General features: G+C 61.6%; 17 protein-coding genes. 4 read left to right on the forward strand and 13 right to left on the reverse strand.

Going from position 1 to position 26,419, the window contains the following annotated elements; all coding sequences use genetic code 11:
* Nucleotides 1-71: 71 nt before the first annotated feature.
* A complete protein-coding gene (locus AC2YI2_RS24290; RefSeq protein ID WP_487389093.1) occupies nucleotides 72-863 on the reverse strand; it encodes a phenylalanine 4-monooxygenase in 792 nt (263 codons plus the stop codon).
* Between the two features lie 121 nt (nucleotides 864-984).
* Between AC2YI2_RS24290 and AC2YI2_RS24295 the strand changes: the two genes are divergently transcribed.
* Nucleotides 985-1,446, forward strand: coding sequence for an Lrp/AsnC family transcriptional regulator (locus AC2YI2_RS24295; RefSeq protein WP_487389094.1), 462 nt, complete (start codon nucleotides 985-987; stop codon nucleotides 1,444-1,446).
* A 366-nt stretch (nucleotides 1,447-1,812) separates the two neighbouring features.
* Here the strand turns inward: AC2YI2_RS24295 and treZ are convergent, their stop codons facing one another.
* Nucleotides 1,813-3,591, reverse strand: coding sequence for a malto-oligosyltrehalose trehalohydrolase (treZ, locus tag AC2YI2_RS24300; protein ID WP_487389095.1), 1,779 nt, complete (start codon nucleotides 3,589-3,591; stop codon nucleotides 1,813-1,815).
* A gap of 49 nt (nucleotides 3,592-3,640) precedes the next feature.
* Nucleotides 3,641-3,898 (reverse strand): WGR domain-containing protein, encoded by a 258-nt coding sequence (locus AC2YI2_RS24305; RefSeq protein WP_487389096.1) that lies wholly within the window; start codon nucleotides 3,896-3,898, stop codon nucleotides 3,641-3,643.
* A gap of 307 nt (nucleotides 3,899-4,205) precedes the next feature.
* Between AC2YI2_RS24305 and AC2YI2_RS24310 the strand changes: the two genes are divergently transcribed.
* On the forward strand, nucleotides 4,206-6,890 hold the full coding sequence (locus AC2YI2_RS24310; RefSeq protein ID WP_487389097.1) for an Ig-like domain-containing protein: 2,685 nt from the start codon (nucleotides 4,206-4,208) through the stop codon (nucleotides 6,888-6,890).
* 26 nt (nucleotides 6,891-6,916) lie between these two features.
* On the opposite strand, the gene AC2YI2_RS24315 is transcribed toward AC2YI2_RS24310, so the two are convergent.
* Nucleotides 6,917-7,378, reverse strand: coding sequence for an Lrp/AsnC family transcriptional regulator (locus AC2YI2_RS24315; protein WP_487389098.1), 462 nt, complete (start codon nucleotides 7,376-7,378; stop codon nucleotides 6,917-6,919).
* Nucleotides 7,379-7,476: 98 nt separating this feature from the next.
* On the opposite strand from AC2YI2_RS24315, the gene AC2YI2_RS24320 reads away from it, so the two are divergent.
* Nucleotides 7,477-8,796, forward strand: a complete 1,320-nt coding sequence (locus tag AC2YI2_RS24320) for a cystathionine gamma-synthase family protein (protein ID WP_487389099.1) — start codon at nucleotides 7,477-7,479, stop codon at nucleotides 8,794-8,796.
* 78 nt (nucleotides 8,797-8,874) lie between these two features.
* Nucleotides 8,875-10,368 (forward strand): NAD-dependent succinate-semialdehyde dehydrogenase, encoded by a 1,494-nt coding sequence (locus AC2YI2_RS24325; protein WP_487389100.1) that lies wholly within the window; start codon nucleotides 8,875-8,877, stop codon nucleotides 10,366-10,368.
* Nucleotides 10,369-10,447: 79 nt separating this feature from the next.
* Here the strand turns inward: AC2YI2_RS24325 and AC2YI2_RS24330 are convergent, their stop codons facing one another.
* The 9 genes from AC2YI2_RS24330 to AC2YI2_RS24370 all read right to left on the reverse strand — a co-directional run bounded on the left by AC2YI2_RS24330 (nucleotide 10,448) and on the right by AC2YI2_RS24370 (nucleotide 26,349).
* Nucleotides 10,448-13,600, reverse strand: coding sequence for an efflux RND transporter permease subunit (locus AC2YI2_RS24330; protein ID WP_487389101.1), 3,153 nt, complete (start codon nucleotides 13,598-13,600; stop codon nucleotides 10,448-10,450).
* A gap of 112 nt (nucleotides 13,601-13,712) precedes the next feature.
* Nucleotides 13,713-14,837, reverse strand: a complete 1,125-nt coding sequence (locus tag AC2YI2_RS24335) for an efflux RND transporter periplasmic adaptor subunit (protein ID WP_487389102.1) — start codon at nucleotides 14,835-14,837, stop codon at nucleotides 13,713-13,715.
* 13 nt (nucleotides 14,838-14,850) lie between these two features.
* Nucleotides 14,851-15,462, reverse strand: coding sequence for a TetR/AcrR family transcriptional regulator (locus AC2YI2_RS24340; protein ID WP_487389103.1), 612 nt, complete (start codon nucleotides 15,460-15,462; stop codon nucleotides 14,851-14,853).
* A 283-nt stretch (nucleotides 15,463-15,745) separates the two neighbouring features.
* Nucleotides 15,746-17,290 (reverse strand): SpoVR family protein, encoded by a 1,545-nt coding sequence (locus AC2YI2_RS24345; RefSeq protein ID WP_487389237.1) that lies wholly within the window; start codon nucleotides 17,288-17,290, stop codon nucleotides 15,746-15,748.
* A gap of 11 nt (nucleotides 17,291-17,301) precedes the next feature.
* Nucleotides 17,302-18,627, reverse strand: coding sequence for a YeaH/YhbH family protein (locus AC2YI2_RS24350; RefSeq protein ID WP_487389104.1), 1,326 nt, complete (start codon nucleotides 18,625-18,627; stop codon nucleotides 17,302-17,304).
* Nucleotides 18,628-18,650: 23 nt separating this feature from the next.
* On the reverse strand, nucleotides 18,651-20,600 hold the full coding sequence (locus AC2YI2_RS24355) for a PrkA family serine protein kinase (protein WP_487389105.1): 1,950 nt from the start codon (nucleotides 20,598-20,600) through the stop codon (nucleotides 18,651-18,653).
* A gap of 254 nt (nucleotides 20,601-20,854) precedes the next feature.
* Nucleotides 20,855-21,889 carry a nucleotidyltransferase family protein gene (locus tag AC2YI2_RS24360; RefSeq protein WP_487389106.1) on the reverse strand — a complete coding sequence of 345 codons (1,035 nt, stop codon included), beginning with the start codon at nucleotides 21,887-21,889 and terminating at the stop codon, nucleotides 20,855-20,857.
* Between the two features lie 69 nt (nucleotides 21,890-21,958).
* The gene (locus AC2YI2_RS24365) at nucleotides 21,959-25,153 is read right to left on the reverse strand and encodes an efflux RND transporter permease subunit (protein ID WP_487389107.1); all 3,195 of its coding nucleotides are present in this window, start codon (nucleotides 25,151-25,153) and stop codon (nucleotides 21,959-21,961) included.
* The gene (locus tag AC2YI2_RS24370; RefSeq protein ID WP_487389108.1) at nucleotides 25,150-26,349 is read right to left on the reverse strand and encodes an efflux RND transporter periplasmic adaptor subunit; all 1,200 of its coding nucleotides are present in this window, start codon (nucleotides 26,347-26,349) and stop codon (nucleotides 25,150-25,152) included. Before AC2YI2_RS24370 ends, AC2YI2_RS24365 begins: the two co-directional genes overlap by 4 nt.
* Nucleotides 26,350-26,419 lie beyond the last annotated feature (70 nt).

The following is a 26,419-nucleotide window of genomic DNA, read 5'->3' on the forward strand; positions in this document are numbered from 1 at the left end:
TGGCGTGGCCGGGGGTCAGATTCCATTTCCAGGTGCGACTTGCGAATGATGCCGCGATCAACCGCCGCCCGCTACGACGCCTTCGCTTCAAATGCCGGCGGGTAGTCGCCCAATGCCTTGGCCTTGAGGATCATCGCCCCGATATCCTGGTCGACGATGGCTTCGAGCTCGGCGAAGCTGTCGATGACATAGTAGATCGGCTGGACGATATCGATCCGATAGGGCGTCCTGAGCACTGTCATCAGGTCGAACGGTCGGAATTCGCAAGAGCTGCCGTCCATCGCCGCCTTCGCCTCGCTCGGTGAGGAGACAATGCCGGCGCCGAAGCAGCGACGACCTTCCGATGTATTGATCAGGCCGAACTCAACCGTGAACCAGAAGATACGGAACAGGTGCCAGGAGAAGCCCTTGCCGAGCTTGACCGCTGCCTCGCCGAAGCGCTTGACGAAATTGGCATAGCTCTGATTGGTCAGAAGCGGGCAATGGCCGAAGACTTCGTGGAACAGGTCCGGCTCCTCGATATAGTCGATATGTTCGCGTCGGCGGAGGAAGGTTGCGAGCGGGAACTTGCCCTGCGACAGCAGTTCGTAGAACTTTGAGGGCGGAATGAGCGCGGGCACGCCCTCAACCCCGAAGCCGGTGGTCTCGTGGAGCCGCCTGTCGACATCAAGGAGCTGCGGCACCTTATCGGCTCCGAGCCCCAGCGTCCTGACCCCATCGAGATATTCCTTGCAGGCCATGCCGGTCAGCAGCTTCATCTGGCGCGCATAAAGTTCGCCCCAGACCGCGTCTTCCTCGGCTGTGTAGTGATAGAGACCATTCGGACCGGGCAATTTCGCGACGTAGCTGCTTTCCTTGGCCATCTGAATTCTCCCGGGCGTTACGCAGGTTTGGCAATCATACACCCGACAGCGCGGATTTTCTTTTCTTTCCTGCCACTTTTCGGCATGATGTTGGAAGATTTTCTCGCCACGGATGAGATTTATGAAAGAAACTGGGATAGCCGAACGCAAGCTCCTGCAACTGATCCAGGCGGACAGCAGCCTCTCGCTTGCGGAATTGGCCGAAAGGGCTGGCATGTCGCAAAGCTCCGCATGGCGCAAAATCCAGGAACTCGAAGCAGATGGCGTCATCCGCAAGCGCGTCACCCTCCTTGACGCCAGGAAACTCGACCTCAAGCTCTGCGTTATCGCTCATGTCACGCTGGAGGATCATCACGAGGAAGCGGTCGCCTCTTTCGCACAAGTGGTGCAGGAAAGGCCGGAGATCATGGAGTGCTACGCGCTGTCAGGCACCTTCGACTACATGCTCAAGATCCGCGCCAAAGATGTCGAGAGCTACGATGCCTTCATGACGCGCTACCTCATGCGAAATCCCCATGTCCGTACGGTCGTTTCCAGTTTCGTGCTGCGCGAGCTGAAATTCTCGACTGAGCTGCCGCTTTAGCGTCCAGCTCGACTCCTTGTCGTGCCGGTGCCAATCAAAGGCGCCTTACTTGCAGAGCTGGCTCGCAAGCCGATGCTGGGGCGACTGGCGGACGGAGAGCCGGTGGCTGTGGCGCCTGTCTCGGGCACACGCCTGGACGTCGGCCTCGGCGAGGACATCGAAACACAGACATGGCGGCACTTCGCCCTCACACCGGTCGAGACCAACGCCGAGCGTTTCATCCGCGCATCCGGCAAAGAGAGACGCTCGAGCTCTCCTTCGCCCATGCCGCCAACCTGCAGCGCATTCGCGACAGGGCGATGGAGGGCGAGATCGCCCGGCCACGGGCGGAGCGGTTTGCGTCGAGGCCTGACGGAGAAGGTCCGCCTACCCGGCTGACGGCGTCTCCAGCCACCACCCGACCGTCCATGGTGCCAGGTGTTCCCGGCTTAGGTCGCCCAGCGCGAACATGGGTGCGCCAAGTCCTGTCGAGGCATTCGCCACCGACTCATCAGAGAGATTGGCTGCCAGCCGTAGCCGCGATCCGTCCCCCAGTCGCCATTCGACCTTCACGTGAGGCGTATCGACATCATAGCGGCGGCGGCCACCGTTCAATTGCTTCAGTCGCGGGATGATCTCGCAATGTCGAAGTTGCAGCAGTGCGCGGTAGAATCCCAGCATCTCCGGTCCCTCAGCCACGCGATCCCAATCCAGCTTCGCAGCCAGGAATGTTGCTTCTGCCGTCGGGTCCAGGGCATGGGCCGCGTCGAAGCCTGGCAGCCGCGACAGTTCCTTTTTTCTGCCTTCGCGGACCTTGCGGTTGAGCTCTTCGTCGAAATTGCAGAAATAGGGAAAGGGCTCCGTCGCACCCCACTCCTCCCCCATGAACAACATCGGCACCTGCGGTGCGAGGATGTAGACGGCGGCAATCGCTTTCTGCGCCTCGATGGGCTGGCTGGCCGCCATCCGGTCGCCCATCGCCCTGTTGCCGATCTGGTCGTGGTTCTGGGTAAAGGAGATGAAAGCGGTCGGCGGCAGATGGGCCGACGGCGTTCCTCGCACCTCGCCGCGATAGGGCATGTGATCGCCCTGGAAGACAAAGCCTTCCGCCAGTGCGCGTCCGATATGCGCAGGCCCCGGTTGGTAATCCTGATAATAAGCGAAGCGTTCGCCGGTCGCGGCGACATGCAGCACATGGTGGACATCATCGTTCCATTGGGCGGTGAAGTATGCTGGCGCTCCCCCCTCTCCTCGTTCCAGAAGCGAGGCGTCGTTATTCTCGTTTTCGGCGATGATGTGGACGAATCGTTCGCCGGCGGCGTCCCTCACCCGCCGGGTCAGTTCCTGCAGGAAGTGCTCGTCACTGTCGTCCCGGATTGCATGGACTGCATCCAGACGAAGACCATCCAGACGAAAGGCGGTGATCCAGTAGATCGCGTTCTGGATCACGAATTCCCTGATCATCCGGGAATCCTCGCCGTCGAAATTGATTCCCGCGCCCCAGGGCGTCGTATGCCGTTCGTTGAAGAGCGGCGCATACCCGGCAAGATAATTCCCGTCCGGCCCGAAGTGATTGTAGACGACATCGAGGAACACGGAGATGCCGCGGGCATGTGCGGCGTCGATAAAGGCCATGAAATCTTCAGGCCGCCCATAGCTGCTTTCCGGCGCGTAGAGCAGCACGCCGTCATATCCCCAGCCATAGCGGCCGGGGAAATCGCCGACCGGCATGATCTGCAGGGCCGTGATGCCGATATCCCTGAGATGGTCGAGCCGATCGATCGCCGCGCGGAACGTGCCCTCCGCAGTGAACGCTCCGACATGCAATTCGTAGAGGACCGTCTCCTCCCAGGGGCGACCCATCCAGCCCGCCTGCTTCCACCCATAGGCGGCAAGATCGACCACCTCGCTCGCTCCGTGGACATCCTCAGGCTGATAGCGCGATGCAGGGTCCGGGACTTCGAGCCCATCAGGCATGACGAAGTGGTAGCGCGTGCCCTGCCCTGCCCTATCGACGAAGCGTGTGTGCCACCCCCGATTGTCTCGGTCCATCAGACGCGGCGAGTGACCGTCGATCTTGAGCATCACCTCCGGTTGCCTTGGCGCCCAGAGCCGAAACAAGACCCCATCCGTTGAAATGCACGGTCCAAAGTCGAACTCGGCCAAGGCTGCCTCTCCAAGTGCGCTGCTATGGTCTTTCCAATGAGTCAGTGTCTCAAACGGTTCCGCACCGTCTGGGTCGATAGCCGCGAGCGCGCTTCCGCTTGAGGATGCGGAGGAACAGCCTGACCGCCTCATCTTCCTCGGCGAAACGATGGGTCTTGAACTGGCCGGACGCACCGATGCGGCCCCAGCGCCGCGTCAGACAGGCCTCACCGAAAAGAGTCGTCGAGATTACCAAGGCGTAGAACCGGGCCATGTTTCTCGCGGCATCGGTTCGCTCGATGTAGATTTGATAGGGCTGCGTGGTCATGGCGGCAGCATCGCCAAGTGCTGCTCAAGCGTCCAACGACATGTTTGAATCGATCGCGGTGGGTCGATTCATGTTTGTGGTGGTTGATCCGAGATCATTGCGGGCCCGGCGAGATGACGCCGGACAAGGCGTCCAAAGGCGATGATCCCAAAAATGGTCAGGAACTTCCGTGCGTTGCGCGAGGATTTTGCCTAGCTTGCCCGTAGCTCTTTAGACCGCTCGATCATGCAGCCCCGCTTCGGACACATGCCTCCGTGTTCCTCCGGCGGCAGCAATTCATCGGGCATTTGCAGGGGAGAGAAGCGCCATGGGCATCGTCGTCGGCCAAGACCTGACCTTTGATGGGCAAACGCCCTCGACTTTCATGCCGGTAATGTCGACTCTTGCACTGCCCACGGGCGGCTTCGTCGTCACCTGGATCGATGGCGACAATGACCTGCATGTGCAAAAATTTAGTGACGACGGGACACTTCTGGGGTCACGCGAGATCGTCATGGACACCGTTCTCTATGACGGATTCTTCGCCCCGACCATGGCCGTGCTTTCGACCGGCGAGATCGCCATCACGTGGACATCGCTGTCCGCAACTGCGGCGGAGACGGACGTGCTGTTGCAGGTCTTTGACAGCAGCCTCGTCCCGCAGTTGTCCGTCCCGGCACCGGTAAGCGTCTATGGATCGGACTCTCAGGGCTTTTCGCAGATCGCAGCCATCGACACTGGCGGCTTCGCCATCTCTTGGTTCGGTGATACCGCCACCGGCACCTCCGGCACCTATGACGTATCCGTGCGTGCATTTACGACCGGCGCCGCCGTCGCCGACATTGACGTCAACACTCTCAACACCGTCGGCGACCAGTATTTTTCGAACGTCATGGGCTTGAGCGCCGGCTTCGTCGTATCCTGGTTCGATGACGACACGAGCGATGTCTATATTGCAATCTATGACGATAACGGCAGCGCCACGACAGCCCCCGAACTGCTCGTCAACGATGATCCGGCCAACGACATCGGCATCATCGGCATGGCTCGACTGTCGTCCGGCAACTTCGTTACGGCTTGGTCAGGTGAGACCACGGGAGATGCCAATGGCGGCATCGCCCTGAAAATCTTTGAGGAAGATGGAGACGAGGTAACCTCGGGCGTCGTCGAGGCCAATACGTCCACCAGTGGCGTCCAGATGCTGAGCAGCGTCACCGCGTTGAACGGTCCCGGCGGTGGCTTCGTGGTCGCATGGGGCGCCTGTGGCTGTTCGGGTTCCGGCTCGGCACTCGCCGTCTTCAACAATAACGGCACGGTCCGCCGGGCCGAGGTCAGTCTCGACGCCAATTCCGACACGATCCCGACAGTCAAGGTTCTGGCGGACGGCAGCTTTGTTGCTGCCTGGGCCTTCGGCGACACTATAAACAACGATCTGGGCTTTGCGGTCCGCGTCTTCAACGAAGACGGATCGCTGCGCTATTCCGAAGACGTCGATCTCGATGACAGCGTCGACATTTTCAGTGGAGCGCAGCTGGAAATAGCCGCCCTCGACAATGGCGGCTTCGTGCTGAGTTCAGCGCTCTACACGGGCACCTACAGCCAGGTCTTCGACATCACCCGTGACGGACCGACAAGTTCCAGTTCCACCGTCACCCTCCTGGAAAGTTCCTCCTACACATTCTCGCTCTCCAATTTCCCCTTCGGCGACGCCGAGCAGGACAGTCTGACCGGGATCCAGATCACCAGCCTTCCAACCAACGGCACATTGAAGCTCAGCGGCGTTGCCGTCACCGCCGGGCAGACGATCCTGCCAGCCGATATCGGCAATCTCGTCTGGACGCCGGCCATCGGAGCGAGCGGCAACGGCCTTGGGTCGCTCAGCTACAAACTGATCGACGATGGTGTTGTTGCAGCGGGCGACTCCAACACGAGCGACGCCTATTCGATCACGTTTAATGTGACGCGGATCAATGATGCGCCGACCGCCGCCAACCTGACCCGGACCACGCCGGAAGACGTGGCCTATGTCTTTTCCGCCGCAAGCTTCGGCTTCACGGACGGAGATGGCGATGTCCTCAAGACCATCACTATCAGCTCGATTCCGGCCGCGGGCACTCTCTCCCTCAATGGCCAGGTCGTGACCGCCGGCCAGTCGATCACGGCCGAGGACATCGCTGCCGGCAAGCTGGTCTGGACGCCGCCGACCGACGTGAACGGCAGCAATCTCGCATCTCTCACATTCAAGGTCCAGGACACCGGCGGCGTTGCCAATGGCGGCGTCGATACGAGTGGTACCTACACGCTGAAGTTCGACGTGACGGCGGTCAACGATGCGCCGGTGCTGGACTACCACGGAGCAACGACGACTTTGGAGAATGCCAAGTTGAAGATGGATGTGCTCTCGGGCGCCAGCGACATCGATGGCGGCACTCTGTCCGTGAAGAGCGCCGAAATCGTCACCGGCTTCGGCAAGCTCACCGTCAACAAGGACGGCACCCTCACCTACGACCCGACTAACGCGCCTAATCAGGATATCGCCGAGGGCGAGAGCAAGACGGTGACGATCAGCTACACCGTTTCCGACGGCAAAGGCGGGGAGACCACCGACGAGATCGATATCACTGTCGAAGGCGTTTCGCCTGACATATTCAGAGGTACGGCGAAGCGCGACACCCTCATTGGCACCAGTGGTGATGACAGGATTCTCGGTCTTGCCAACAAGGATAATCTCGATGGTCGCGGCGGCGACGATATCCTGAAGGGCGGCAAGCACGCCGACATTTTCGTCTTCGGCGCCGATTATGGGCGCGACACGATCGTCGACTTCAAGCCCGAGGACGGGGACCGCATCGACCTCTCCGATGCTGTCGGAATCACGAACTTCAACGACCTGATGCGGAACCATATCGAGGATGTCGGCAAGAACTTGGTCATCACCGCCGACGACGGTTCCATGCTGGTCCTCAGGCGCGTCGATCTCGATGATCTCGACCGCGACAGTTTCCTGTTCTGATCCTCCGGGCGTCGCCCGTTCCTGCATCAATAGGGCAGCGCGACCTCGTCTTTGACCGGGCCGATGACGACGCTCGTCTCGATGCCGAAGACGCCGGGCAGTTCTGCGAGCGTGGTGCGAAGGAAATGATTGTAGGTGTCCATATCGGCCATCTGCATCTGGAGCATGTAGTCGTGTGCGCCGGTCACCAGATTGCAGTTCGTCACCTCGGGCAGCCGCCGGACCCGGTCCTCGAAATCGGCGATCGTCGCCCGATCGCGGCTCTGCAGTTTGATGAAGGCAAAGAGCTGCAGGCCGAAGCCGCAGGCCTTCATGTCCACGTCCAATGTGTATCGCCGGATGATGCCTTCTTCTTCGAGACGACGGATGCGGCGGCGGACAGGCGTGGCCGATCGGTTGACCTGTTCGGCGACGCGTTCGACGCTTTGCCGCGCGTCCTGGCTGAGGACTTGGAGGATTTTGACGTCTGTTTTGTCGATCGTAGTCATTCTCCACCATTAATCCCTTCAATCGTGCCGAAACAAGTAGGATTTTGCCAGAAGCGGCGCGGGATGATGCAATCGGAAATCCCGAACCGGAGCTCACGATGGCCAAGAACTTTCGCCGCACGCATATCGACGGTCACCCGCTGCATCCCTCCACCCAGATGACGGCCTTCGGCTATGACCCCTCGCTCTCCGAGGGTGCGGTCAAACCGCCCGTTTTCCTGACCTCCACCTTCGCCTTCGCCAGCGCCGAGGAAGGCGCCGACTTCTTCGATGTGGTCGCCGGCCGCAAGCCTGCGCCTGAGGGCATGGGCGCCGGCGGGTTGGTCTATTCGCGGTTCAACCATCCCAATCTTGAAATCGTCGAGGATCGCCTGGCGATCTATGACCATGCCGAAAAGGCGCTCGTGACATCTTCGGGCATGGCGGCGATCAGCGCCGTTGCGCTCGCCTTCCTTCGGCCGGGCGACGCCCTGGTTCACTCCACGCCGCTCTATGGCGGCACGGAGACGCTGTTCCGCAAGGTCTTCACGCAATGGGGCATCAAGCCGATCCCGTTCATCGACGGCACCGAGGATCAGGCGCTGGTCTATACGCTCGAAAAGGCGGCGCGCCACGGTCCGGTGAAGATGGTCTATCTGGAAACTCCAGCCAACCCGACCAATGCGACACTCGATCTCGCACTGATCCGCCATACCGTCGACGACTGGTCGCGGATGAGCGGCCAGAAGCCGATCATCGTCGTCGACAACACCATGCTCGGGCCGGTCTTCCAGCAGCCGCTCGATTTCGGCATCGATATCTGCGTCTACTCGCTGACGAAATATGTCGGCGGGCATTCCGACCTGGTGGCTGGTGGCATCACCGGTTCGCGCGAGCTTCTGGCGCCGGTGCGGCAGACCCGCTCGGCCTATGGCTTCCAGCTCGATCCGCATTCGTGCTGGATGCTGTCGCGATCGATGGAAACGCTCGCGCTCCGAATGGAACGGGCGGCCGATTCCGCTAGCAAGGTGGCGGCCTGGCTGGCGGATAACCCGTTCATTCCGGCAAATGTGTTGCACATTGACTACGACATGCCGGAGACCGAGAAGGCCATTCATGCCCGCCAGTGCTCGGGCGCCGGTTCGACCTTCTCCTTCGTCATCGCAGACGACCGGGCACTCGCTTTCCGCATCCTCAACAACCTCACCATCTTCAAGCTGGCCGTATCGCTGGGCGGCTCGGAGTCGCTCGCCTGCCATCCGGCGTCGACCACCCATTCCGGTGTACCGATCGAGGCGCGCGCGCAGACGGGCGTCAGCGAAGGGCTGATCCGGTTGTCGGTTGGCCTCGAACATCCCGATGACCTGATCCGCGACCTGGAACAGGCCTTCCGGCGTGCCGTCGCGGGAACGGGACCGGCAGAGGCCAAGGTCGGGTGAAGGTGGCGCAGTCGCGCCGTGAGGCGGCAAAGTGCGAGATTGAGACGCCCGTCATTCTGAAGTAGGAACTCCGCAAACATGCGAGGAGGTTCCACTTTGACGATCTTGTCTGCGCTGACCCGTCACCTCAAGGAGCCGGGACTTTTCGAAGCGCTGGACCGCGTGCCGGCGCTCGGAACGCCTGTGACCAAGAAGGTGTTTCAGGTCTTCAATCCGTCGACCGGCGAATTGCTGGCCGAACTGCCTGACATGGGTGTCGAGGAGACACGGGCGGCGATCGACCGTGCCTATGCGGCGCAGGCGGAATGGGCGGCGCTCACGGCGCGCGATCGCTCCGACACGCTATGGCGCTGGCACCAGCTCATCATCACTCACACCGACGATCTCGCCGCCATCCTGACCGCGGAAATGGGCAAGCCGCTGGCCGAGGCGAAATCCGAAGTGTCGCATGCCGCTGCCTATCTGCAATGGTATGCGGAGGAAGCCAACCGGATCTATGGCGAGACGATCTCCGCGCCCTCGACCGATCGGCGCATGCTGGTCATCAAGCAGCCGATCGGGGTCGTCGGCACCATCACGCCGTGGAATTTCCCAGCCTCGATGGTGGCGCGCAAGATCTCGCCCGCCTTGGCAGCAGGCTGCACGATCGTGCTCAAGCCCGCCGAGCAGACGCCGCTGGTCGCCGGCGCCATGTTCGCGCTCGCCCAGGAGGCCGGCTTTCCCGAGGGCGTGGTCAACCTGATCTATACCTCGGAGGGCGACGCCGTCGGCCGCGAACTCTGCTCGAACCTCAAGGTCCGAAAGATCAGCTTCACCGGCTCGACCGAGGTCGGCCGGCTGCTGATGCGGCAATGTTCCGAGCAGATCAAGAAGGTCGCCCTGGAGCTCGGCGGCAATGCGCCCTTCATCGTCTTCGACGATGCCGATGTGGATGCCGCGGTCGATGGCGCGATCCAGGCGAAATTCCGCAATGCCGGCCAGACCTGCGTCTCTGCAAACCGGCTTTATGTCCAGTCCGGCGTGCATGACGAATTCGTCGAGAAGTTCACCGCGCGGGTCCAGGAACTCTCGGTCGGCGACGGGTTCGAACCCGGCATCGCGATCGGCCCGCTGATCGATACGCGGGCGCTGAGCAAGATCGAAGGCCACATCGCCGACGCGCTGGACAAGGGCGGCGCGATTCGCTGTGGCGGCGAGCGGATCGGCAGAGACGGCACCTTCTTCGCACCGACCGTGCTGAGCGGCATCACCGGTGCCATGCGGCTCGCGCAGGAAGAGACTTTCGGGCCGCTGGCGCCGGTTATCCGCTTCGACGATCCGGACCAGGTGGTGCGGGAGGCCAATGACACGATCTATGGGCTCGCGGCCTATTTCTACGCCTCCAACCTCAAGCGCGTCTGGCGGGTCGCCGAGGCGCTGGAATATGGCATGGTCGGCATCAATACCGGCCGCATGTCCTCGGAGGCGGCACCCTTCGGCGGCATGAAACAGTCGGGCATCGGCCGGGAAGGCTCGCGCCATGGCCTCGAGGACTATCTCGAGATGAAGTATCTCTGCATGGGCGGGATCTGAGGCGAGTTACCTGTTTGGCCCGCTCCGCGACATGCTGGCGGGCGGCAACAGATTGCCGCCCGTCCTTGATATGGCTCCGCTATTCCGCTGCGAGAGGCAGGTGCCTGACATTGTCGGGCAGTTCCTCGAGCACGTCCTCGGCGACCTCTGACTGCGCCTCCTCCTTGCGCTTCGGCTCGCGGCCGAAGAACAGGGCATAGGCCGCCGGCAGGACGAGGATCGTCAGCACGGTTGCGACCAAGATGCCGCCCATCATCGCATAGGCGAGCGGACCCCAGAATACGCCGCGCGAGATCGGGATCAGCGCCAGCACCGCCGTCATCGCAGTGAGCATGATCGGGCGGAAGCGGCGGACGGCTGCGCCGATGATCGCTTCGGAGCGCTCCATGCCACCAGCGATATCCTGGTCGATCTGATCGACGAGGATGATCGAGTTGCGCATGATGATGCCGAGCAGCGCGATCACGCCGAGGATGGCGACGAAGCCGAAGGGTGCACCTGATATCAGCAGTGCCGCAGCCGCGCCGATGATGCCGAGCGGACCGGTGGCGAGCACCAGCATCGCCTTGCCGAAATGCTGCAGCTGGATCATCAAGAGGATGACGATGATCGCCAGCATGACCGGCGCCTTGGCCGCGATCGACATCTGGCTCTCGGCCGCATCCTCGGCGCCGCCCTGGATCTCGACCTTGTAGCCGGCGGGGAGCGTCGCACGGAGATCGGCCATGTCGTTATACATCTTCGTGGCGACGTCATTCGGCTGAATACCGTCAGGCAGCGTGGCCCGGACAGTGATCGTGGGCAGGCGGTCGCGGCGCCATTCAATTCCCTGTTCGAGCACCGGTACGACCTTGGCGACCTGCGACAGCGGCACGAAGGTGCCGAGATCGGTCGGGATATAGACCGAATCTACCGCCGAGAGCAGCTTGCGGCTCGCCTCCGGCTCGCGGGCGACGATCGACACGGTCTCCTCGCCGTCACGGAAATTGTCGAGCGGCGCGCCGGACATGGCGGCCTGCAGCATCTGGCGGATGCGCTGCGAGCTGACGCCCAGCGCCCGGGCGCGGTCCTGGTCAATGACCAGCTTCATCGAGGTCACTGGCTCCAGCCAATCGTCATGGATGGCGCCGAGCTGCGGGTTTTGCTGGAAGCGTGCCTTGACCTCGTCGGCGATGCGGCGGACCTCGACACGATCGGTGCCCATGACGCGCATCTGCACCGGCCAGCCTGTGGGCGGACCGAGGAACAGGCGGTCGACCTTGCCGCGCACATCGGGGAAGTCCTGTGCCAGGATGGTGCGCAGCTTGGTGATCAGCCGCTCGCGCGCCGGCTCGTCATTGGCCATGATCAGCAGCTGTGCATAGTTCGGGTTGCGAAGCTGCTGGTCGAGCGGCAGGAAGAAGCGCGGCGCGCCTTCACCGATATAGGTGGCGATGAACTTTTTGTCCGGGTCCGCCATCATCTTGGCTTCCAGCGCCTTGGCCTGGGTCTCGACTTCCTTGATGCTGGTCCCTTCGGGCAGCCACATGTCGACGAGGATTTCCGGTCGCGACGACTGCGGGAAGAAGTTCTGCGGGATGAACTGGAATGCCCACAAGCTCGTTACGAAGGTCATGATCGTCAGCGCCAGTACGATGACGCGGTGGCGCACCGCCCAGCCGACCGTACCACGCAGGCCGCGATAGAAGCGGGTGTCGAAGACGTCGTGATGGGTACCGGCATGGGCCCGTTGCTTGAGGATCATGTTGCCGAGCCAGGGTGTGAAATAGACTGCCACGAACCAGGATACGATCAGCGCGATGCCGACGACGTAGAACAGCGATCGGACATATTCGCCAGCGGTCGAGGCCGCGAAGCCGACGGGGATGAAGCCAGCGGTGGTGATCAGCGTGCCGGTCAGCATCGGAAACGCGGTGGAGGAATAGGCGAAACTCGCGGCATCGACCTTCTCGAGGCCCTCCTCGAGCTTCCGTTCCATCATTTCGACGACGATCATCGCATCGTCGACCAAGAGGCCGAGCGCGATGATCAGCGCGCCGAGCGAGATGCGCTGCAGGTCGATGCCGAGCTCGTACATGATCGCAAAGGTGGCGGCCAGCACCAGCGGGATAGTGATGGCGATAACGAGACCCGAACGCCAGCCGATCGAGAGGAAGGAGACCACCAGAACGATGATCAGCGCTTCGCCAAGCGCCTTCATGAACTCGCCGACGGCTTCCGTCACCACTTCGGGCTGATTCGAGATCTGCTTGACCTCGATGCCATAGGGCAGCGCCGCCTGGAAGCGCTTGTAAGTTTCCTCGACGGCATGGCCGACATCGGTCACCTTGAAGCCGGGTGCCATGACGACGCCGATCTGCACACTGTCGGCGCCATTGAAGCGGAACTTGCGCTGATAGGGATCCTCAAGACCCGCAGCCACGGACGCGATGTCGCCGAGCCGCGTCACCTGGCCGCCCGCGGTGAGGCGGAGATTGCGGATATCCTCGACGCGATCGACCGCGCCCTCGACTGAAATGCGGACCGAGCGCGTGCCGGTATCCACCGTGCCTGATGGATCGACATTGTTCTGGCCACGGATGGCATTCTGCAGGTCGGTCAGTGTCAGGCCACGTTCGGCCAGCGCCTTGGAGGAAACATCGATGAAGATCTTCTCGGGCTGGTCGCCGAGGATCACGGCCTTTTCTACGCCCGGCGTGGCAAGCAGCATGTCGCGCGCCTGGATCGCCTGCTTCTTGAGTTCCGGATAGGAGTAGCCCTCGCCCGAGAGTGAATGCAGCGTGATATAGGTGTCGCCGAACTCGTCGTTGAAGTATGGGCCGAGCAGCCCCTGAGGCAGCTCGCTGTCGATGTCGCCGACCTTCTTGCGCACCTGGTAGAAGGCGTCGGCCACGTCGCGGCCACTGGTATCGCCGTTGATCTGCACGGTGATGATGGCGCTGCCGGCGCGGGTGTAGGACCGCACGAAATCGAGATCCGGCACTTCCTGCAACTTGCGCTCGATCTTGTTGACGACCTGGTCCTCCATCTCCTGGATCGAGGAACCCGGCCAGACGGCCTGCACGACCATGACGCGGAAGGTGAAGTCCGGGTCTTCCTTCTGACCCATATTCATCAGGCCGAAGACGCCGGTCAGGACGATCAGCCCGAACAGGAACCGCGCGATGCTCGGATGACCGATCGCCCAGCGCGACAGATTGAAAGACTGCTTGGCTTCAGTGGTGTTGGACATCGTCAGGTTCCGTGCTCGGGAATGAGGGTATCGGCCGCGTCAGGGCCGATGCCCGACACGTCTCCGTCGTCATGTGATGCTTGGCTCTCGGCCCGCCTGCAGCGGCGGGCGCTTAGTTCATAAGGTCGGCGGTGACCTGGCCGATAATGGCGGGCAGCTTGACCTTCAGATCTTCGGTCATGAACTGGGTGCCGGCCGAGACGACGAGGTCGCCCGGGGCAAGGCCCTCGACCACGCCGACGCCGTCGGCGGTGAAGTCTGCGACCTCGACCGGGCGGGCATGCACGGTGGCAGCCTTGCGGTCGACCGTCCAGACGATCTTGCTGCCATCCTTCTCCGCGAGTGCGCTGAGCGGAACGGTGATCGTATCGGCACCACCCGCCGTTTGTGCCTCGACGGTCGCGGTCATGCCGATCAGCACGCGGGGATCATTGGGCAGGCTGACGCGGACGGAGAAGGTGCGCGACTGCGGATCGGCGCTGCCCGAGACTTCACGGACCTTGCCCGCCAACACCAGCGTATCGTCGGACCAGAAGCGGGCCTTCACCGCCTTGCCGGGCTTGAACTCCGCGATGTCGTTTTCCGGCACCGCGATCTGCACTTCCTTCTCGTCCTCGGCGACAACGGTCAGGACGGGTGTGCCGGCGCTGACCACCTGGCCGCGGTCGGCATTGATCGCCGTGACGATGCCGTCGCGATCGGATTTCAGCTCGGCATAGCTCAGCTGGTTCTTCGCTTGTTCAAGCGAGGAGGCCGCAGCGACGCGGGTGGACAGAGCCTGATCATAGGCGAGTTGCGCCTGCTCGACCTGAGCCTTCGGCACGGCGTCCTTCTTGAACAGGGCATGCGCGCGATCGTTGACGAGCTTGGCAGTCTCGACGGCCTTTTCGGTGGCGGCGAGATTGGCCTCAGCCGAGTCGACCGCCAGCTTGTAGTCGGTCGGGTCGATGCGCGATAGCACATCGCCCGGCCGCACGCGGTCGCCGATATCGACAAGCCGCTCCGTGACCTTGCCGGCTATGCGAAAGCCGAGGTTCATTTCGGTGCGGGACTTGACCGAGCCCGAGAATTCGAGGGCGCGGACATTGGTCGCCTTGGCGACTTCGACCACCTTGACCGGACGGATGTCCGGCTTCGTCTCTGCCTTCTCTTCCGTGCAGGAAGAGAGTGCCAGCGCTGCCGCGAGCACCATGCCGGTGGCGGACAGGTTCCTGATATTGCGATTGAGCGAGAACATTTCCGTCTCCGGTCTAATGCTTGAGAGCGCGGATCGCGAATTCGACCAGCTCTTCGGGGGTTGCACGATTGGGCTTGGCGAGACACTGCGCCACCATCTGCGGATGGCAGAGCAGCACGGTCGCGGCGCCGAAACAACGGGCGGCCGAATCCGGATCCTGTTCCGGGAATTCGCCGGCAAGGATGCCTTCGCGGATCGCGTCGGCGACGATGAGATTAAGCCGGTCGATGTGAGCATCGACGACATGCCAGTCGCGCTCAAGCGCGACGATCACCATCTCGTGGACCCTCTCCTGGTCCATCATGGTCTCGACAGTAATCTTGTGCATGGCGTGGATCCACTGGCGCAGACGCTGCTCCACGCTCACGTCGTCCTGGCTCAGGATCAGCTCAGCCAGCGTCCGGACGGTGTGCAGCAGCCGCGCGCAAATCGCCTGATGGATTTCAACCTTGGAGGCGAAGAAGCGATAGATATTGGCCGGCGACATGCCGAGGTCCTTGGCGACATCGGCGACATTAGTCTTGGCGTAGCCGTAGTGGCGAAACAGCTTTTCCGCGCTGTCGAGGATGCGTGTGATCGTCTCCTGACGCTGCGTTTCCGCGGGGGTTTCGAGGGTCTCGACCATTGCGAGTCGCTTTCGATTTACGAGTGACGAATTTCAATTTTCGTCACTCGTAAATGATAAATCGTCATTTGTCAAATGGGCAGAGGATTTGAATGTGTGTTTGATGACCACGGTGCCCGCGTCGCAAGGGACTGGCCGCCCATGCCGTGGTCTGGGCAAAGAACACCCGATAGGGATGGATTGGGTCAGTGAACAGATAGGAAATCTTTTCTCGGGGACGAAAGCTGCTCGACCGGGTGCGCGACGCCGAAGACTCGGCCTGGCGCTTGAGCCGCAAGACTGATCATCCGGTCTTGGCCGTCGAGCACTCGTACAAAATCTTGTCGCCCGGTGCTCCGACTCCCACCAGGCTGACATCATATCCCCAGAGCCGGCGGATATGGCCCAAGGTCGCATCACGGGTGGCACCGTCAAGTTCGACGCCGTCCTTCACCGTATGGCGCAGTCGAAGCTGGCGATCGCCGAGGAGGTCCACGTCGATGACCTGAATGTCCGGCTTGCTTGTTCCGGGGTCGTAGCTGCGGGCCATGGCGGAGCGCACGGACGAATAGCCGCGCTCGTTATGGATCGACCTGACTTCGCAGAACTTGTCGCTTGATCGGTCCGAAAGCTGGAACAGCCGGAACCGGCGCATCACGGCGGGGCTGAGATATTGCAGGATGAAAGACTCGTCGCGATGGTTCGCCCATGCGTCTATCAGCGTGCCTCGCCAGTCACCATTGCCGGCGATATCGGGGAACCAGTCCCGGTCCTCCGATGTGGGCGCGGTGCATATGCGCTCAATGTCCTGCATCATCGCAAAACCAAGCGCATAGGGGTTCATCCCCGAAAAACGCGGGTCGTCGAAGCTCGGCTGGAAGACCACATTGGCGTGGCTCGCCAGCAGTTCCAGCATAGCACCTTCGCTGATCTTGCCTTGGTCGAACAACCTGTTGATGATGGTGTAGTGGACGAAGGTCGCGCAGCCCTCGTTCATCACCTTCGTCTGGGCCTGCGGATAGAAATACTGGGCAATGACGCGAACGATGCGCAATATCTCGCGCTGCCAGGGCTCCAGGATAAGGCTGGTTTTTTCGAGGAAATAGAGCAGGTTTTCCTCCGGAAGATTGAGCTTGCCCTTGCGTTCCGAAGCCTCGCGCTCAGCCTCCTCCCGGTTGGAGGTGCCCGCGGTCACGGGCAGTGTACGCCAGAGATCATTGAAGGTCTGTTCCTCGTATTCCAGCCGTTCGCGTGTCCGCTCACGGACCTTCTCCGACGACAGCCGGGGTGGACGGCGATAGTGAAAGACGCCGTGGCTCATCAGGGCATGGGCGGAATCGAGTATGTCTTCCACGGCGGCAGGCCCGTGCCGCTCCTCGCATTTGGCGATGTATTTCTTGGCAAAATCCATATAGCCGAGGATCGAGGCCGCGTCCGTCCACTGGCGGAACAGATAGTTGTTCTTGAAGAAGTGGTTGTGGCCGAAGCAGGCATGCGCCACGACCAGCGTCTGCATCGGCATGGTGTTTTCTTCCATGAGATAGGTGATGCAGGGATTGGAATTGATCACCAGCTCATAGGCGAGACCGCGGCGGCCCTTGCGGTAGAGCTGGTTCTCGAAGACGAAGCGCTTGCCGAAGGACCAGTGCTGATACATCAGCGGCATGCCGACGGACGAATAGGCGTCCAGCATCTGCTCGGAAGAGATGATCTCGATCTGGTTGGGGTAGACATCGAGGCCCATCTCGCCGATTGCTATCGCCTCGATAGCGTCATAAGTCCGCGAGATGGTGTCGAAGCTCCATTCGGACGTGTCGAAGAGCAGGCTCGATGCTGCGCGCGTCGCCATTTGCTTGCCCTTCATTTGCGCATTGCCACCGGCTGGTGCCGGGCAAAAAGTTTCCGGAACACGGGATAGATGTCCGAAGGCTTCGATATGCGCGTCATCTGGAAGTTCTGGATGTTTCCATGGACGGAGCGGTAGGCGCGCCAGAGCGACGTGCCGTTGTCCGTCGTCCCGAAAATGTCACTCTCCCGCTCGTCGATGATTTCGACATAGGCGTAGTATTGGCAGAGCTTCATCAGCGACTCGCGCAGGAGATGGGCGCAGCGCTCGGAATCGCCCGTGGCATTGTCACCATCTGAGGCCTGGGCGGCGTAGATGTTCCATATGTTCGAGGGGTATCGGCTCTCGATGATCCGCAGCATTTCCTCGAGCGCCGACGAGACCACCGTGCCGCCGGTCTGCTTGTCATAAAAGAAAGTCTCTTCGTCCACTTCCCGTGCCTGGTCGGTATGGCGGATGAAGACGAGATCGATCCGCTCATAGCGCCGCTTGAGGAACAGGTGGAGCAGCACGAAAAAGCGCTTGGCGAGATCCTTCTCACGCTCACCCATCGAGGCGGAGACATCCATCAGGCAGAACATCACCGCATTGGCGTTCGGCACCGGCTGCTTTTCGAAGCGGTTGAACCGGACATCGACGGGGTCGACATAGGCGATGCGCCTGCGCCGGCGTTGCAGCAGTTCCAGTTCCTCTCGCAGCGCCGTGAGCCTCCGGCGCTGGGTCTGCGACGGCTTCTCCAGCTTCTCAAGGTCGCCGATCTCGTCGTTGATCACCTGGAATTCGCGATCGCTGGGCCGCCGCAGCGCCACGCGCCGGCCGAAGCTGTTACGCATGGTGCGCCCGACATTGATGTTGGTCGGCGTGCCCGCGGTCGTGAAGCCGACGCGGCGCGGCTTGAAGGTCACGGTTTCCTTGAGGCTCAGCTTGATCATGTCGGGCAGTTCGAGATCCTCGAAGAAGAGATCGAGCACCTCGTCGCGGGAAAGCACGAAGATGAACTCGTCATCACCGTCCTCCCCCATGCCGGGCTGGCCGCGACCTCTCCCGTTGCCATTGCCGCCTTCGGGCTTCTTGATGCGATCGCCGGGCGAGAAGTCCTGGTTGCCCGGCAGCACATATTGCCGGTCACCCGTGCCGGAGGACGGCCGGAAGCTTGGCTCGTCGGCATCGCGCTTCGGCATGGGTATGCCATGCGCACTGTCGACATCGGCGATCTTGTCGGATTTGACCTGGTCGCGGATCGCACGTTTGACATCGGCATGCACGCGCTTGAGGAAGCGCTGCCTGTTGCTCAGGCTCTTATCCTTCGGATTGAGCCGACGGTCTATGAAGTTCGGCATGAGCCTGTCTCCCCTGGACAGCGCTAGCCGGCCTTGTTCACCCGCATGTACCAGTCCACCAGCCGCCTGACCTGCCGCGCCGTATAGCCCCGCTCCGTCATGCGCTGGACGAACTGCGCGTGCTGCTTCTCGGTGGTGCTGTCCTTCTTGGAGCCGAAGCTGATGACCGGCAACAGGTCCTCCACCTGGCCGAACATGCGCTTCTCGATCACCTCGCGGAGTTTCTCGTAGCTCGTCCAGCCCGGATTGCGGCCGCTGTTCTTGGCGCGGGCGCGGAGCGTGAACTTGACCACCTCGTTGCGGAAGTCCTTCGGATTGGCGATCCCGGCGGGTTTCTCGATCTGCGAGAGTTCGCTGTCGAGAATTTCCCGGTTGAGGATCTGGCCGGTATCGGGATCCTTGAAGTCCTGGTCTTCCAGCCAGGCATCGGCATAGGAAATATAGCGGTCGAACAGGTTCTGGCCGTATTCGCTGTAGGATTCGAGATAGGCCTTCTGGATCTCGTGGCCGATGAACTCGGCATAGCGCGCCGCGAGTTCCGACTTGATGAAGTCGATATAGGCCGCTTCGATCTCCTTCGGATACTGCTCGCGGCGGATCGCCTGTTCGAGGATATACATGAGGTGGACGGGATCGGCGGCGACCTCCTTGGTGTCGTAGTTGAAGGTTTCCGACAGCACCTTGAAGGCGAAGCGGGTGCTGACGCCGGTCATGCCCTCGTCGACGCCGGCGGCATCGCGATATTCCTGCAGCGATTTCGCCTTGGGATCGGTGTCCTTGAGATTCTCGCCGTCATAGACCCGCATCTTGGTATAGGTCGGCGAATTCTCATGCGGTGTCAGGCGCGTGGCCACCGTGAAGCGGCTAAGATTTTCCAGCACTTCCGGTGCGCAGGGGCTGCTCGAGAGTTCGCTCTCGCGCAGCAGCTTCTCATAGATCAGCCGCTCCTCGGTGACGCGCAGGCAATAGGGAACCTTGACGACCAGGATGCGGTCGAGGAAAGCCTCGTTGTTCTTGTTGTGCTTGAACTGCAGCCATTCCGATTCATTGGAATGGGCTAGCACGATGCCCTGATAGGGGAAGGCCCCGAAGTTCTCGGTGCCGTTATAGCTGCCTTCCTGGGTCGCCGTCAGCAGCGGATGCAGAACCTTGATCGGCGCCTTGAACATTTCGACAAATTCGAGAAGGCCCTGCGTCGTGCGGTTCAGGCCGCCGCTATAGGAATAGGCGTCGGGATCGGCCTGGCTGAAGTTTTCGAGCTGCCGGATGTCGACCTTGCCGACCAGGGCCGAGACGTCCTGGTTGTTCTCGTCGCCAGGTTCGGTTTTGGCGATGGCGATCTGCCGGAGCCGCGACGGGATGAGTTTGACGACGCTGAATTTTGAGATGTCGCCGTTGATCTCGTCGAGCCGCTTGGCCGCCCAGGGAGAAATCAACCCGGTGAGGCGTCGCCGGGCAATGCCGTATTTGTCCTCGAGCAGATCGGCCATCCGGTCAGGATGGAACAGGCCGAGCGGCGATTCGAAGATCGGGCTCACCTTGCCGTCGATGGCCAGCGTGTAGATCGGCTCCTCTTCCATCAGCTTCTTGAGGCGTTCGGCGAGGGACGATTTGCCGCCGCCAACGGGGCCGAGCAGGTAGAGGATCTGCTTGCGCTCTTCGAGACCCTGCGCCGCATAGCGGAAATAGCCCACGATGCGTTCGATCGTGTCTTCCATTCCGTAGAAGTCTGCAAAGGCAGGATATATTTTGATGGTTCGGTTGGCGAAAATCCGGCCGAGCCGTTCATCGCCGCTGGTATCGATCAGCTTGGGATCACCGATCGCTTTGACCATACGCTCCTGTGCAGTCGCGTACATGCCTTTATCGTCGCGGCAGGCCAGGAGATATTCCTGTAAGCTTAGCTCTTCCTGTGCACCGCTTGCATAAGTTTTTGAAAAGAGATCGAAAACGTCACTGTCAGTGGCCCGCATGAAACTCTCCCGCGGCCGCGCTGGGATTTGCGAACGTCGTGACGGCCGCTGTTAAATTAAACGAATCTAAATTCAGTTCGTTCCTTGCAAAGTCTAATTTAAAGATGTCGAAATTGCGAGAACAAGCGTAGCGAAGAGGGCAATTAGCCACAGTTCTCTGTCTCACAATTGCTTGATGGCGCTGACGGAATAGGCTGCAGCCTGCTCTCGGGCAGGACGTGAGCGATTGTGCCGCCGATCCGGGTCGCGTACCCCTAGAGATGGGCTTCCAGCGCAGCCCGCAGCGACGGCTTTTTTGCGATGGAGGCAGTTATGCGCTCGCGCCAGCGCTTGCCGCGAGAAAGGGCCTCCTCGAGCGCATCGCGGAGATCATCCGGTCGGTCGGCGGCGAGAACCTTCACCAGGAATTCGGCCTGAAGCAGGTCCTTGATCGCTTTGAGGCTGTCCGGCCCCTCAAGCCGCCGGTTCGCCACGATGAGCTTGTGGATCGCAAACCGCTCGGGCCGGGGGATCTGCACGAGAACGCCGTCGCGGTAGGTCGCGGCGGCGAAGATCGGTTCCGCGAGGAGATAGTTGAGATAGTGCAACGATTGGGCGTGCACGCCGAGCGCTGGCAAAGGCCTCAGATCCTCCGCTTCGGAGAAGGACGGCGTGAGGAACTCGACCAGGGTCTCGTTACGCGTCTGCTTCCAGCGCCAGGTCTTGCTGTGGTCGAGTGATGGCGCGGGCTCGAAGGCAAAATCCTGGAGGACGGTTCCGAGCGGTTCGGAAACCGTATCCTCGAGCGCGACTGACAGGCGCTCGAAGCTGGCGATATCGATATCCTGGGTTTGGGCGGTTTGATCGAAGGCGAAGCGGACGCCGAGTTCGCCTTCGTAGAGCCGGAAAGCTTGCGTTCCGACGATGGTGCCGCCAAGCCGGAACACGCCTGCAGAAGCCATGGCATTGAGAAGGCTGCCGGTGGCCGCATCGACGCCGAGAAAGCCTTCGGCACGCAGGAGACGAATGAGCCGGGACCGGTTTCGCCGGCGGTTCTCGCGGTCATCGCGCAACGCCTCGATACGCTGCATGCGGGCGCGCAATTGCTCGCTGTCTTCGCCGATATAGGTCTTCTTGACGTCGGATCCGACGCGATAGGTATCGTACCAGTAAACGCGGCCCTTGCGTTCGATGCGGGTCGGCGTGCCGCGGATTTCCGCAACGGTCTCGTCCCGCAAGGAGGCCAGCAGATCGTGGTAGGCGGAGTGGGCTATGGGAGAATGATGCGCGATCACCGACGTGCTCAACAAAGTTCAGTTTCGTTGAGCATAGCAGATGTTCAACGAAATTGAAATTCGTTGAACATTATTCTTCACACCTCAGGTAGCCTCGCTCGGCTGAGGCTCCTCAGTGACCTCCGGCGATGGCGCTTCCGTCTTTGAACGGCGGCGGCCGCGCAGCATCACGTAGAAGACCGGCGTCAGGAAGAGACCGAACAGCGTGACGCCGAGCATGCCGGAGAACACCGCCGTGCCGAGCGACTGGCGCATTTCAGCACCTGGACCCGTCGCGATGACCAGCGGCACCACGCCGAAGATGAAGGCGAAGGCGGTCATCAGGATCGGGCGCAGGCGCAGGTAGCAGGCCTGGACCGCCGCTTCGACGGGACTCATGCCCTCGACGGCCTCCGCCTGCCGCGCGAATTCCACAATCAGGATCGCATTCTTCGCCGCGAGTCCGATCAGCACGACAAGGCCGATCTGCGTCAGGATATTATTGTCCATTCCCCTGAAATAGACGCCCAAGAGCGCCGCAAGGATGGCGAGCGGCACGATCAGGATGATCGCGAGCGGCAGCACCCAGCTCTCATATTGCGCGGCCAGCACCAGGAAGACGAAGATGACCGACAGCGCGAAGATATAGAGCGCCGTATTGCCGGTATTCTTCTCCTGCAACGCAAGCTCGGTCCATTCGAAGGTCGTGCCGGCCGGCAGCACCTGTTTCGCAAGCGCCTCCATCGTGGCGAGCGCGGTGCCGGTGGAGACACCGGGCGCCGGATTGCCCTGGAGCGGAACCGACACATACATGTTGTAATGCTGGACGAGCGACGGACCGCTGGTGTCCTTGATATCGACCAGCGTTCCCAGCGGCACGAGCGCGCCGGTGGCCGAGCGCACCTTCAGCGCCAGGATACTGTCCCTGTCGCCGCGAAACTGCTTATCGGCCTGCGCCCGCACCTGGTAGACGCGGCCGAAGGCGTTGAAGTCGTTGACATAGGACGTGCCGAGATTGATCGACAACGTGTCGAAGATATTGGGGATCGGGACATTCAGCGCCCGCGCCTTGTCGCGATCGATCGCGAGGAAATATTGCGGGCTCGAAGCCGAGAAGGTGGTGAAAACCCCCTGCAGGCCCGGTGTCTGGGCCGCCATGCCCATCATCTGATAGGCGGATCCCAGCACCCGGCGCATGTCGGAGCTTTCGAGATCCATGATCTGCATCTTGAAGCCGCCGCCATTGCCGATACCGGCAATCGCCGGCGGTGGAATGGCGATGATGAAGGCTTCCTGGATGCTCTGCAGCTTCATATAGAGCTCGCCGACAATGGCGTTGGCGCTGCGGCCATGTTCCAGGCGGTCTTCGAACGAATTGAAGGCCGTGAAGATCACGCCGGAATTCGAGGCATTGGTAAATGTGGCACCGCTGAAGCCGGCGAAGGCGACGGCGTTGCGGACACCGGGCACCGAGCGCGCAACGTCCGACGCCTTCTTGATCACCGCGTCGGTGCGTTCGAGCGAGGCACCGTCGGGCAACTGCACAACGACGATGGCATAGCCCTGATCCATGTTCGGCACGAAGCCGCGCGGAACTGCATTGGCCATGTAGTAGGTCGCGTAAAGCAGCCCGGCAAAGACCACGAGCGAGGCCGCTATGGCGAATCCCGTCTGCACCATGCGGCGAACGATCCAGGCGTATCCGGCGCTCAACTTGTCGAAACCGGCGTTGAATCCATGCGACAGCGCCGCCGTCATCCGCGAGATCGGATTGCGCGGCTGATGATCCTTGTCATGCGGCTTGAGCAACACCGCGGCAAGCGCCGGCGACAGCGTCAGCGAATTCAGCGCGGAGATCACCGTCGCCACCGCGATCGTCACGGCGAACTGCCGGTAGAACTGGCCGGTGATGCCAGGAATGAAGGCCGTCGGCACGAAGACGGCGACCAGCACCAGCGAGATCGCGACCACGGCGACGCCCACCTCGTCCATCGTCACATGCGCCGCATCCCTGGGCTTCATGCCGAGCGCCAGATTGCGCTCGACATTCTCCACCACGACGATCGCGTCGTCGACCACGATGCCGATCGCCAGCACGAGGCCGAAGAGGGTCAGCATGTTGAGCGAGAAGCCGAAGGCGAGCAGGAAGACGAAGGTGCCGATCAATGAGACCGGAATCGCGACGATCGGAATGATCGCCGTGCGCCACGACTGCAGGAAGATCAGCACCACGATGGCGACGAGCACGGCCGCCTCGATGATGGTCTTGTAGACCTCGTTGATCGATTCCGCGATGAACTCGGTCGGGTTGTAGACAATCTCGTAACCGAGGCCGGGCGGGAATTCCTTCGCGGCCTCCGCCATCGTCTGCTGAATCGATTCCGCTGCGGCAAGCGCATTGGTGCCGGGCCGGGCGAAGATGCCGAGCGCGACGGCCGGCTTGCCGTCGAGATAGCTGTTGGTCACATATTCCTTGGCGCCGAGCTCGACACGGGCGACATCCTGCAGCTGCACCAGGCGACCGTTATCGGATGCCTTGACGATGACGTAGCGGAACTGGCGCGCATCAGAAAAGCGGCCTTCTGTCGTGACCGTGTATTGGAACGCATTGCCATCGGCGGCCGGGGGCGCGCCGATCGAACCGCCGGAGACCTGCACATTCTGGTCACGCAGGGCCTGCACAACATCACTCGACGTCATGCCGTAGGCGGAGAGCTTTTCCGGATCGAGCCAGATGCGCAACGAATATTCGCGCTCGCCGAACAGGATGACATTGCCGACGCCGTCGAGGCGCACCAGCTTGTCGCGGATGCGGCTGCGCGCATAGTTGGAGGCGTAGAGCTGGTCGTAGCGACCGTCGGGCGACAGGAGATGGATCACCATCATCAGGTCGGGCGAACTCTTGGCCGTAGTGACGCCGATGCGGCGCACCTCTTCGGGCAGGCGCGGCTCGGCAATCGCGACGCGGTTCTGAACCAGCACCTGCGCCTTGTCGAGATCAGTGCCGAGCTTGAAGGTAACGGTCAGCGCCATCGAGCCATCCGCCGTCGAATAGGAGGACATGTAGAGCATGTCCTCGACGCCGTTGACCTCCTGCTCGAGCGGCGTCGCCACGGTACTGGCGATCGTCTCGGCGTCGGCACCGGGATAGGCCGTACGGATCACGATGGTCGGCGGTGCAATCTCGGGATATTGCGCCACCGGCAGCTGGAAATAGGCAACCCCGCCGACGATCAACAGCACGATGGACAGGACCGAGGCGAAGATCGGACGGTCGACGAAGAAATGCGCAAACCTCATTGCGCCAGCTCCAGGTCGACAGCATCAGGCACAGCACTCTCGCGCGTCGGCGGCAACTCGATCATCTGCGGGGTCACCTTGGAACCCGGCCGCGCCCGCATCAGGCCGTTGACGATGATGGATTCGCTTCCATCCAGCCCTTCGTGAATGATGCGGTAGCCATAGACGCGGGTGCCGAGGCGAACCGGCTTGGTCGAGACCGTGCCATCAGCGCCCACAACATAGACGACGCGCACATTCTGATCCGAGCCGATGGCCTCGTCAGGCACCAGCGTCGCCTTGTATTTATTCGACGCTTCAACTTCGACGCGGCCGAAAAGGCCGGGCTGCAGGATGAACTTCGGATTATCGAACCGCGCCCGGAGCCGCATCGTGCCGGTCTCCTTGTCGATCCGGTTCTCGGCAAAATCGAGCTTGCCGACAAAGGGCTTCTCGTTCGAATCCACAATCGTGACCTTCACGTCGACGCCACCGCCGCCGAGCTGCAAGTCGTCACCGCGCCCGCGAGCCGTCCGTGCGAAATTCAGAAGGCGGCGCTCGTCGACATCGAAATAGAAGTCAATCGGGTTGAGCGTCACGATCGTCGTCAGCACGGACTGGTCGGCCTGGATGAGGTTGCCGACCGAGATCTGGTTACGGTCGATCCGGCCGTCGATCGGCGCGGTGATCTTGGTATAGTCGAGATCGAGCTTGGCCCGATCCGCCGTCGCCTGCGCAGCCCGGACGCTCGCCTGTGCCGTAATCCATTCGCGGCGCCGGTCCTCTAGCGTCTGCACCGACTGGCCGCCGCTCTTTACGAGCCCTTCGGCGCGCTTGAGCTGCGCCTCGGCATAAGTCTGCGTCGCCACCGCCGATTGGAGCTGCGCCTCGGCCTGTTCAAGCGCGATCTTGTAGGGCCGCTGGTCGATCACGAACAGCAGGTCACCCTTTTTGACCAGCGCGCCATCGGTGAAATGGACTTCGTCGAGATACCCGCCGACGCGGGCGCGGACGCTGACTTCATCCACGGCCTCGAAGCGGCCGACGAACTCGTCATTGTCGACGACCTCCCGCACCAGCGGCTTGGCGACGGTGACCGGCGGCGGTGCCGCCGCGTCCTGTGCCATGGCATTGGATGAAAGAAGAATCGTCGTGACGGTGAAGAGAGAAGAAAGGGAAGTGCCAATTGCTGAAAGCAGCCTGTTCCGCATTCTCATGCCCCCGGTTTCAGTATCAGAATGCTCTGCGTTCAATTGACTGTTGTCAACTACCCCGACGCGACGCACA

The sequence above is a fragment of the Rhizobium sp. SRI_017 genome (genome assembly GCF_057586295.1).

Excerpts from the sequence above, each read along its gene's own strand:
- AC2YI2_RS24325 (WP_487389100.1), top strand. The coding sequence starts at position 8,875 with ATGCGAGGAGGTTCCACTTTGACGATCTTGTCTGCGCTGACCCGTCAC.
- AC2YI2_RS24345 (WP_487389237.1), bottom strand. The coding sequence starts at position 17,290 with ATGGCGACGCGCGCAGCATCGAGCCTGCTCTTCGACACGTCCGAATGG.
- AC2YI2_RS24340 (WP_487389103.1), bottom strand. The coding sequence starts at position 15,462 with ATGGTCGAGACCCTCGAAACCCCCGCGGAAACGCAGCGTCAGGAGACG.
- AC2YI2_RS24310 (WP_487389097.1), top strand. The coding sequence starts at position 4,206 with ATGGGCATCGTCGTCGGCCAAGACCTGACCTTTGATGGGCAAACGCCC.
- AC2YI2_RS24335 (WP_487389102.1), bottom strand. The coding sequence starts at position 14,837 with ATGTTCTCGCTCAATCGCAATATCAGGAACCTGTCCGCCACCGGCATG.
- AC2YI2_RS24315 (WP_487389098.1), bottom strand. The coding sequence starts at position 7,378 with ATGACTACGATCGACAAAACAGACGTCAAAATCCTCCAAGTCCTCAGC.
- AC2YI2_RS24305 (WP_487389096.1), bottom strand. The coding sequence starts at position 3,898 with ATGACCACGCAGCCCTATCAAATCTACATCGAGCGAACCGATGCCGCG.
- AC2YI2_RS24370 (WP_487389108.1), bottom strand. The coding sequence starts at position 26,349 with ATGAGAATGCGGAACAGGCTGCTTTCAGCAATTGGCACTTCCCTTTCT.
- AC2YI2_RS24320 (WP_487389099.1), top strand. The coding sequence starts at position 7,477 with ATGGCCAAGAACTTTCGCCGCACGCATATCGACGGTCACCCGCTGCAT.
- AC2YI2_RS24355 (WP_487389105.1), bottom strand. The coding sequence starts at position 20,600 with ATGCGGGCCACTGACAGTGACGTTTTCGATCTCTTTTCAAAAACTTAT.
- AC2YI2_RS24365 (WP_487389107.1), bottom strand. The coding sequence starts at position 25,153 with ATGAGGTTTGCGCATTTCTTCGTCGACCGTCCGATCTTCGCCTCGGTC.
- AC2YI2_RS24290 (WP_487389093.1), bottom strand. The coding sequence starts at position 863 with ATGGCCAAGGAAAGCAGCTACGTCGCGAAATTGCCCGGTCCGAATGGT.
- AC2YI2_RS24350 (WP_487389104.1), bottom strand. The coding sequence starts at position 18,627 with ATGCCGAACTTCATAGACCGTCGGCTCAATCCGAAGGATAAGAGCCTG.
- AC2YI2_RS24295 (WP_487389094.1), top strand. The coding sequence starts at position 985 with ATGAAAGAAACTGGGATAGCCGAACGCAAGCTCCTGCAACTGATCCAG.
- AC2YI2_RS24330 (WP_487389101.1), bottom strand. The coding sequence starts at position 13,600 with ATGTCCAACACCACTGAAGCCAAGCAGTCTTTCAATCTGTCGCGCTGG.